A 9115-nucleotide genomic window follows, 5' to 3' on the forward strand; every position below is an offset into this window, starting at 1 on the left:
CGACGGCCGCTGCGACCCCGCGGCGCGACCGCCGCTACTTCCGCTCGCGGACGCGCCGCGCCGCCGCGATCAGCCCGAGACAGAGCGGCCCGATGAAGAGCGGGGCCACGTTGTAGCGGAACAGCCCGGCGGGCGTGGAGACCATGAGCATCAGCTGCATGCCCAGCAGCACACCGGCCGTCCCCCACACCGCCCGGTTGCGCCGGCCCACCGCGTAGCAGGCGAGCGCCGCGTAGGCCAGGTACGTCCAGGTGGCGCCGCGCCACAGCAGCGTGTCGAAGTGCCGGGCCTTCGAGAGGTTGGTGAACCAGGTGGCGGCCAGGTTCAGGCGCTTCGACAGCGGGTGGCTGCGCAGCGCGGGGAGGTACGGGCTGTCGGCCATCCGGCCGCTGATCTGCACCGCACCGGCCCCGGGACGGGCGGAGTCGGGGCTGGCGGCCCAGCCCCACAGGTCACCGGGGCGCTCCAGCGGCGCGATGATGGTGGCGCCGGCGTCCACGTTCCAGTCGGAGAACGGGTCCCACGCGATCGCCCCGCGGCACAGCCGGGCGTCGACCAGCACGTCGGGCCGCTTCTTGAAGACCTTCATCCACAGGTCGACCAGCTCGTCGTTGTGCTGCTGCGCGGCCTGCCGGTCGAACGGGGCACCGCTGTTGGAGAGCAGGTCGGCGGTGCGGCAGTTGGCGCCGATCTCCCAGGTCGACATGGGCGCGACCTCGGCCAGCAGCCGGCGGTCGGCGCCGCTGAACACCCACGGCACCTGCTTGTAGGCGACCGCGATGTCCGCGTAGTTCATGCCGAACACGGAGTTGGCCGGCGGCTGCGCGACCCCGAGCATCCGGTAGCCGCCCAGCTGCGCGGCGCCCGGCAGGACCACCGCGACCAGCGTCAGCGCCGCCAGCGACTTGCGCATGCCCGGCAGGAAGGGCAGCAGCACCAGGCCGGCGAACAGCGCGACGATCAGCCCGTTGTTACGGAACAGCCCGAGGCCGAGCAGTCCGGCGGCGAACACCAGCAGGTCGAACCGGTAGCCGCCGGGCCGCAGCCACCGGCCGGGCTCCATCGCGGTGCCGCGCCGGGCGACCAGCCGGGCCGCCGCGGCGAACACCAGCAGCGCGCTGACGGTGAAGGGCACGTCCTTCCACACGAACACCACGAAGGTCCCGGTGGGCGGCAGCGCGGCGGTGGCCAGCGCGGCGGGGACGCACCAGCGCGCCCGCACACCGAGGTCCCGCACCGCCGCGCAGGCGTAGCCGAGCGCCACCGACATCGCGGTGGTCTGCGCCAGCGTGAGCACCGCGAACTTGCCCGGCAGGTGCAGCGCCACCCAGACCATCGCGTCGTAGAGCACGGAGTGGTCGGAGGTCCAGTGCCCGGTGGTGACCTGCCAGGTGTACATCACCGAGTCGAAGCTGAGCAGCCCCGGGTAGAAGGCCGCCCAGTAGAACAGCCAGATCACCTGGCAGCCGACCGTCACCAGCAGCGGCATGCGCCACCGTGGTGCGACCCGCCGGGCCGCCCGGTGGAGGCGCCGGCCGGCGGCGGGACCGACGGCGACGGCTGAGGTGTCCAGCACGGTTCTCTCCGTATCGCGGTTGCGGGGTCGGCGTGGAACGGGTGTCCGAGCGGTGCCACCCTATCGGGCGGGTTCCGCCCGGCCGCCGCGGCGGTGCGGCGTCAGCCGGCGAGCATCCGGTCGACGACCCGGGCGCTCGCCTTGCCGTCGTCCAGCACGCAGTGCAGCGCACGGAACGCCGCGTACCGCTCGGTGTGGCCGGCGGTGGCGGCCGTGACGTCGCGCAGCGCCTCGACCAGCTCCCGGGAGGTGTGGATCAGCGGGCCGGGGGCCTCGGTCTCGAAGTCGAAGTAGAAACCGCGCAGGACGTCGCGGTAGCGCTCCAGGTCGTACGTGAAGAAGAGGATCGGGCGGCCGGTGATCGCGAAGTCGAACATGATCGACGAGTAGTCGGTGACCAGCACGTCGGCGATCAGCAGCAGCTCCTGGACGTCGGGGTAGTCGCCGACGTCGAACAGGAAGCCGTCGCCGGCACCGGGCAACGGCTCCCGGACGTGCGCGTGCGGGCGCACCAGCAGCACGTGGTCCTCACCGAGCGCGGCCCGGGCCGCCTCGGTGTCCAGCTGCAGGTCGAGGCGGAACCCGGCGCCGTTGTCCCGCTGCTGGTCCTCGCGCCAGGTCGGCGCGTACAGCACGATACGGCGGCCCTCGGGGATGCCGAGCCGGGCACGGACCTCGGCCGCGAGGGCGTCGTCGCCGGTGGCCAGCAGGTCGTTGCGGGGGTAGCCGGACTCCAGGATCTCGCCCTCGTAGCGGAACGCCCGGCCGAGGATGGGGGTCGCGAACGGGCTGGGGGAGACGAGCACGCTCCAGTGCGGCGTCTCGTGGTCCAGCGCCTCCAGGTAGCCGGCGTCGGCCAGGTAGGCGTTCTCCACGTCGTGCGCGATCCGCTTGAGCAGCGAGCCGTGCCAGGTCTGCACGACCACCTGGCCGGGCCGGCGCTCGACGAAGTCGGGGAAGTGCGTGTTGCCGACGAGGTAGCGGCTGGTGGCCAGCGCCTCGTACCACTCGGGGCTCTGCACCCGCACCGTCCGCACACCCGCGGGCACCTGCCCCTGGGCGTCGTTGACGGCCCAGATGTGCTCGACGTCGACGCCCCGCCGGACCAGCTCGCGGTGGATCGCGCCCGGCGAGTCGGCGTACCCGCGGCCGCCGAACACGTCGTAGAAGACCGCCTCGCGCAGGTGGTCGCGGCCGGCCGCCGGGTAGTCCACCGTGCGCAGCCGGTGCTGGGCGAAGGCGCTGCGCTCCTCGGCGGTCAGGACGGAGGAGGAGTCCACGAAGAGGGCGTCGAGCCGACGGCGCTCCAGCTTCACCGTCTTCGGGCCGACCGTGACCGCGGCCGGCAGGGCGTCGAAGGCGGACGGGGCGACGGTCACCGGACGCTCGGCGCCGTCGGCGGTGCGCAGCAGCAGCTCCCACACGCCCATCCGCAGCGGGAGGCGGTCGCCGCCGGCGGTGGCCGTCCCGGCCGGCAGGGTGGCCCGGAAGCGTTCGGCGCTGGTCGCGGTGGCCGGGTGGCGGAGTTCGGCGATGCCGTCCGAGTGCCGCAGCACGAGTTCCAGCGGGCCCCGGCCGGTCGTCGGGGTGGAGCCGCCGAGGACAAAGCCGTCCTGCAGCTCGGTGATCTCGTCGACCCGGGCGACGGGCGGGCGGACGGCGAGTTCGAGGCCGTCCCGGCGGTCCCGCGCGACGTGCAGCAGGTCCGTGGTGCCCGACAGCGGGAACTGGCCGGTGACCGGGCCGCCCCGCTCGTCGACGACCAGCGGCTCGGTGCGGCCGTCGGCGTGCACCAGCTCGGCCCGCCACGGCTCGGCGGAGTCCGCGGCGCCGGTCAGCACCGCCAGCGGTATCCGGGCGGTGAACCCCGCGCCGTCGGTGGTCAGGTCGACCACCGTCTCGGCATCGCCCTCCGCCCGGTGGAGCCGGATCGCGGTGCGGTCGACCGGGCCGTCGACGGCGCCCGAGAGTTCGACGGCGTCCTCGGTGACGGCGGCCGAGCGCACCCGGACGGGTATCCGCTCGACCCGCAGCCGCAGGTGCTTGGCGCGGAACACCGGGACCACCCGGACGTCGTCCGCGACCCAGTGCGCCGGCGGCGTCTCCGCGGTGCCGCACCAATGGCCCTGGAACCCGCCCTGGCTGCGCCTGAGCCCGCTGAAGACCGTGGCGGACACCCGCCACTCGCCCTCCGTCCACGCCCCGCGGCGCCGGAACCGGGCCGGGTCGATGGTGGCGGTGAAGCCGGCCCAGTCGTGGTTGAGCTCCGGCAGCCCGCTGTCCTCGGTGGACTCCGGCAGGTGGACCGGCCTGGTGGTCACCCAGCCGAACGCCCTGCTGCCGGTGCGGCGCAGCACCAGCAGGGTCCGGGCGCTGCCCCGGGTGTCCGCGGGCCGGTCCTGCAAGTGCGCGAACCCGGTCAGACGCAACGTGCCGTCCTCCCAGCGCAGGGAGCGTATGACGGCACGCGGCTCGGTCGGCGACGGAGCGCCGGCGGATTTCACAGACACGGGGGGCGGCCCTTCACGGGGGGACCGGTCAGGAGGACGTGACCGGCGGACCCGGCCGCGGTGGGGCGGTCCGGGTCCGGGACATCTCACACCGTGACGACCCCGCCGGTCAACAAGCGTGGCGGGGCCGCCCGGCGGAGCGGATCAGCCCTCGTGCGCGAGCAGTCCGTCCACGACCCGGGCGCTCGCCCGGCCGTCGTCCAGGTGGCAGTAGGCCTCGCGGAAGGCGGCGTACCGGTCCGCGTACTCCTCCGCGACCTCCTCCGTCCGCCCGAGCGCCTCGACGAGCGCCTCGGAGGTGGCGAGCAGGGGGCCGGGCGCGGTCGCCTCGAAGTCGAAGGAGAAGCCGCGCAGGTTGTCCCGGTAGTGCTCCAGGTCGTGGGTGAAGAACAGCATCGGCCGGCCGGTGACCGCGAAGTCGAACATGACCGAGGAGTAGTCCGTCACCAGCACGTCCGCGGCGAGCAGCAGTTCCGCGGTGTCCGGGTAGGTGCTGACGTCCCAGACGAAGCCGTCGCCGGCGCCCGGCACCTGGCCGCACATCAACGGGTGGCGGCGCACCAGCAGCACCTGGTCGTCGCCCAGGGCGGCCCGGGCCGCCGCCAGGTCGATCCGCAGGTCCAGCTGGTAGCCGTCCTGCGGGCGGCGCATGTCCTCGCGGAAGGTCGGCGCGTAGAGCACGACCTTCTTGCCGTCCGGCAGCCCGAGCCGGGTGCGGACCAGCTCGGCGGTCTTCTCCCGGTCGGCGGCGAGCAGCACGTCGCTGCGCGGGTTGCCCGCCTCCAGGATCTCGCCCTCGTAGTCGAAGGCCCGCCGCAGCACCGGCGTCGAGAAGCCGTTGCCCGACACCAGCAGGCTCCAGTGCGGCACCTCGCGCCGCAGGTGCTTGAGGTACTCGGCGTCGGTGAACCAGACCTTCTCGAAGTCGAGGCCGATCCGCTTCAGCGGGGTGCCCTGCCAGGTCTGCAGCACGGTCTGGCCGGGCCGGCGCTCGAAGAAGTCCGGCAGGTGCGACTCGGTGACGATGTAGCGGGCGGTGGCCAGCGCCTCGTACCACTCCGCGCTGTCCTGGCGCAGCGCCTCGACGGTGCCGGGCAGCGCCGCCTGCTGGTCGTCGACGCTCCACAGGTGGCGCAGCGGCAGGCCGCGCTGCACCAGCTCCTCGTGCACCGCGCGCGGCGAGCCGGCGTAGCGGTCGCCGTGCGAGGTGAGGTACAGCACCGTGTCGGTCACCGGGCGGGTGCGGGCCGCCGGGTAGTCGTTGATCCGCAGCTGACGGTGCCGGTAGCCGCTGCGCTCCTCCGGGAGGAGGTCGGAGTGCGCCAGCAGCGTCAGCGAGTCGTAGCCGCGCCGCTCCAGCACGACCCGCTTGCCGCGGGTCTCGGTCTCCACCGGCAGTGCGGGGTGGCAGTGCGGCGCGAGCAGGACGGGCGGCCACACCGCGTCGGCGGGAGCGCCGACCGGCCGCAGGAAGACCTCCCAGAGGCCCTGGCGCAGCGGTACCTCGCCGGCGAAGGCCGCGGTCGGCACGGCGGGCAGCGCCGCCCGGAACCGGCCGTCGACGATCTCGACCGGGTAGGAGTGCTCCTCCTCGTGCCAGTCGTGGCGGATCACCAGCTCGTAGGTGTGGGTGCCCGGCAGCGGGAACGTGCCGCTGAGCAGGAAGCCGTCCGCGCCGCGCGCGGTGACCTCCTCCACGACCGGCTGCAGCACCTGGTCGCTGAACTGCAGGTACCCGCTGGGCGAGGCCTTGGTGTAGATCGCCCGGGTGTCGTTCTCGACGGGCAGGTCGAACTCGATGGCGGAGGTGCGCTCGTCGAGCACGACGGGCACCCGCTTGCCGTCGGCGAGCTGCAGCTCGGTGTCCCAGCGGTCGCGCAGCCGCTCGGCGGACGCCGGGTCGAGGGCGGCCCAGGCCTTGCGGACGGCGGTCATGTCGGCGACTGGGAAGTGCGCGGTGAACGGCACCTCGCGGCCGACCGGGGAGCCCAGCTCCAGCGGGAAGAGGAGTTCGCGGTCGGACTCCACGTGCAGCAGCCGCAGCCGGGCACCGGCGAGGTCCAGGCCGGAGGAGGCCCGGCCGCCGACGGTCACCGTGCCGTGCTCGGCCGACACCTCGGCGGCGCGCGCCCGCACCATCTCCACCCGCAGGTTGACGTGGTTGTCCTTGAGCCACGGCACGACCCGGACGTCGTCCTCGACCCAGTGCACCGGCGGGTACTCGGCGCGGTCGCTCCAGCCGCCGGAGATCCGGCCCTTGTACACGCCGCCCTTGCCGACGCCGGCGATCAGCACCCGCCAGGAGCCCTCGCGCCACTGGCCGCGGTGCTTGAGCCGCTTCGGGTCGATGACGGCGCGGAAGCCGGCCCAGTCGCAGCTGTACAGGTCGTGCGGGGAGCTGGCGGTGGCCTCCGGGCTGTACTGGGCCTTCGCCGGCAGGGCCAGCACGCGGCGGCCCTTGGCCTCGCGCAGCACCAGCACCTTGACCATGTCGCTGCGGTGCTCGGCGCCCAGGTGCTCGGGGAAGGCGTGCCCGGTGAGGTGCAGCTTGCCGTCCGTCCAGGCGGCGTCGTACAGCCGGGTGCGCATCACCAGCGCGTTGTCCAGGCGCAGCACGTCCGAGGGCACGCTCTTGCGCCCGCCGCGCAGGAACGGGTAGTCGGCGTACGCGCGCAGCAGGCCGCGCGCGGGGGCGGCGCCCTTGGTGTCCCGCTCGAAGCGGATCTGCTCGACCAGCTCGTCGATCCGGCCCTGGAGCGTCAGGTGGTACTTCAGGCGCAGCGGCGCGCGCAGCTTGCGGATCTGCTCGGGCCCGATGGCGCGCAGCAGCCGGCCTGCGCACTCCAGGTAGGCGTCCCGGTAGTCCGTGTCGCCGTCGAGGACGGACGAGAAGAACATCGGGATCTCCTCGACGAGGTTGTTCTCGTCGTAGGTGCGCAGGTAGCGCTTGAACTTCGGGTCGGTCTGCTCCAGGAGCCAGGCCCGGACGAGCTCCATCGAGGTCACGCGGTCGATGAGGCCCTTGGGGTTGGTCTTCATCTGCGTGATCGACATTTCGCCGACCTCGCGCTCGCGCCAGTGGTAGATCGGCTCGGAGAGCACATCCACGCTGGTCGCCAGGTAGTGGTGCGGCACGCTCACCGGGGCGTCCTCGTACAGGATGCCCTCGGGGTAGAGGATGCCGGCGCCGTCGAAGAAGCTGCGGCGGTACACCTTGTTCCAGGCGGTGCGGTCGGTGACCAGCGTCGGGACCTCGGTGATGTGCGTCCGCAGCCGGGTCTCCCGGAACGGCTTGCGGTGGCCGCCGGACTGGTAGTAGCCGACGGCCCGGAAGCGCTGGACGTTGCCGGTGCAGAAGTCCGAGCCGGTCTCGTCCAGGGTGCCGATCATCAGCTCGTAGGCGCTCGGCGGCAGCGTGTCGTCGCTGTCGACGAAGGCGAGGAACTCGGTGCCGTCGGCGATGTGCCGGTAGCCGGTGTTGCGGGCCGCACCGAGGCCCTTGTTCTCCTGCCGGACGAGCCGGAACCGCGCGTCCTTCGCGGCGTAGGCCTCGGCGATGGCGGCGCTGCCGTCCTTGGACCCGTCGTCGACCATGACGCATTCCAGGTCGCTGAAGGTCTGGGCGGCGATGGAGTCCAGGCACTCCTCGAGGTAGCGCTCGACGTTGTAGATCGGGACGACGACGGAGAGGCGAGGGGCCATCGGACGTGCAGGCCTTTCATCGGGGGCGTCGGGCCGCGGGCGAATCGGCACAGATGTACGGAGATCCTACCGTCCGTGCGCGTCTCGGCCCGGGACCAGTCCGGGGCGTCCTGGCGGTGCGGGCGGGCACGGGTGACGGGGCGGCGCGCGGCCGGACGGTCCGGCCGGTCGGGGGGTGCGCGCCCCGGGCTGCGGCGGCTACTCTGCCGCTGGCCGCGCGCCGGTCCCGGGCGAGACCCGTCCGGAGATCACGGTCGACTGAGCGCCCCCTTAGAATGAGCTGCAAATGCCCCGCTTCAGCGTGATCGTCCCCGTCTACCAGGTCGAGGAGTACCTGGCCGAGTGTCTCGACTCGGTGCTGTCCCAGTCGTGCGCGGACTTCGAGCTGATCGCCGTCGACGACCGCTCGCCGGACGGCTGCGGGGCGATGCTGGACGAGGCCGCCGCACGGGACGAGCGCGTCCGGGTGCTCCACCTCGACGAGAACGTCGGCCTGGGCCGCGCCCGCAACGCCGGCCTCGCCGTCGCCGCCGGCGACTACGTGATCTTCCTGGACAGCGACGACACCCTCACCCCCGGCCTGCTGCAGGCCGTCGACGAGCGGCTGAAGGCCTGCACCGACCCGGACATCCTGGTCTACGACTACGCGCGCACCTACTGGGACGGCCGCGTGGTCCGCTCCGCCTCCGCCCCGCTGTTCGCCCGCTCCGGCCCCGACGTCTTCGACCTCGACGGCCGCCCCGACCTGCTCGACCTGCTGATGGTGGTCTGGAACAAGGCCTACCGCCGCGACTGGATCGACGCCGAGGGCCTCACCTTCCCCGCCGGGTACTACGAGGACACCCCGTGGACCTTCCCGGCGCTGCTCGCCGCCGGGCGGATGACCGTGCTCGACCGGGTCGGCGTGCACTACCGCCAGCGCAAGCAGGGCGGCAACATACTCGCCACCGTCAGCCGCAAGCACTTCGACATCTTCGACCAGTACGACCTGGTCTTCGCCTTCCTCGACCGGCGGCCCGACCTCGACCGCTGGCGGCCGGTGGTCTTCGCCCGGATGGTCCACCACCTCAACACCGTGGTCAGCCGCCCCGACCGGGTGCCGCCCGGCGACCGCCGCGAGTTCTTCCGCCGCGCGGCCCGGCACTGCGCCCGGCTCCGCCCGGCCGACTACCGGCCCGCCGCCGGCGCCGAGGGCGTGCGCACCGAGCTGCTCAGCCACGGCCACTACCTGACGTACCAGAGCGTCCGTGCCCTCGCCCGGACGCGGCAGCTCGCCGCCCGCGCCGCCCGGGCCGCCCGGGCCAGGCGCGTCCCCGGCACCCGCGGC

Annotated in this window: 4 protein-coding genes; 1 reads left to right on the forward strand and 3 read right to left on the reverse strand. The window is 73.4% G+C overall.

The window, feature by feature from the left end; translation table 11 throughout:
* Positions 1-34: 34 nt before the first annotated feature.
* The 3 genes from KSNIM_RS22830 to KSNIM_RS22840 all read right to left on the reverse strand — a co-directional run bounded on the left by KSNIM_RS22830 (position 35) and on the right by KSNIM_RS22840 (position 7788).
* Positions 35-1576: a hypothetical protein gene (locus KSNIM_RS22830; RefSeq protein ID WP_263105025.1), complete on the reverse strand. Its 1542-nt coding sequence runs from the start codon at positions 1574-1576 to the stop codon at positions 35-37.
* A 101-nt stretch (positions 1577-1677) separates the two neighbouring features.
* On the reverse strand, positions 1678-4005 hold the full coding sequence (locus KSNIM_RS22835; protein WP_263105026.1) for a CDP-glycerol glycerophosphotransferase family protein: 2328 nt from the start codon (positions 4003-4005) through the stop codon (positions 1678-1680).
* 225 nt (positions 4006-4230) lie between these two features.
* Positions 4231-7788, reverse strand: coding sequence for a bifunctional glycosyltransferase family 2 protein/CDP-glycerol:glycerophosphate glycerophosphotransferase (locus tag KSNIM_RS22840; RefSeq protein ID WP_263105027.1), 3558 nt, complete (start codon positions 7786-7788; stop codon positions 4231-4233).
* 286 nt (positions 7789-8074) lie between these two features.
* Between KSNIM_RS22840 and KSNIM_RS22845 the strand changes: the two genes are divergently transcribed.
* The coding region (locus KSNIM_RS22845; protein WP_263105028.1) for a glycosyltransferase family 2 protein at positions 8075-9115 on the forward strand (1041 nt) is incomplete at its 3' end.

The sequence above is a fragment of the Kitasatospora sp. DSM 101779 genome (assembly GCF_025655475.1).
Classification (GTDB): domain Bacteria; phylum Actinomycetota; class Actinomycetes; order Streptomycetales; family Streptomycetaceae; genus Kitasatospora.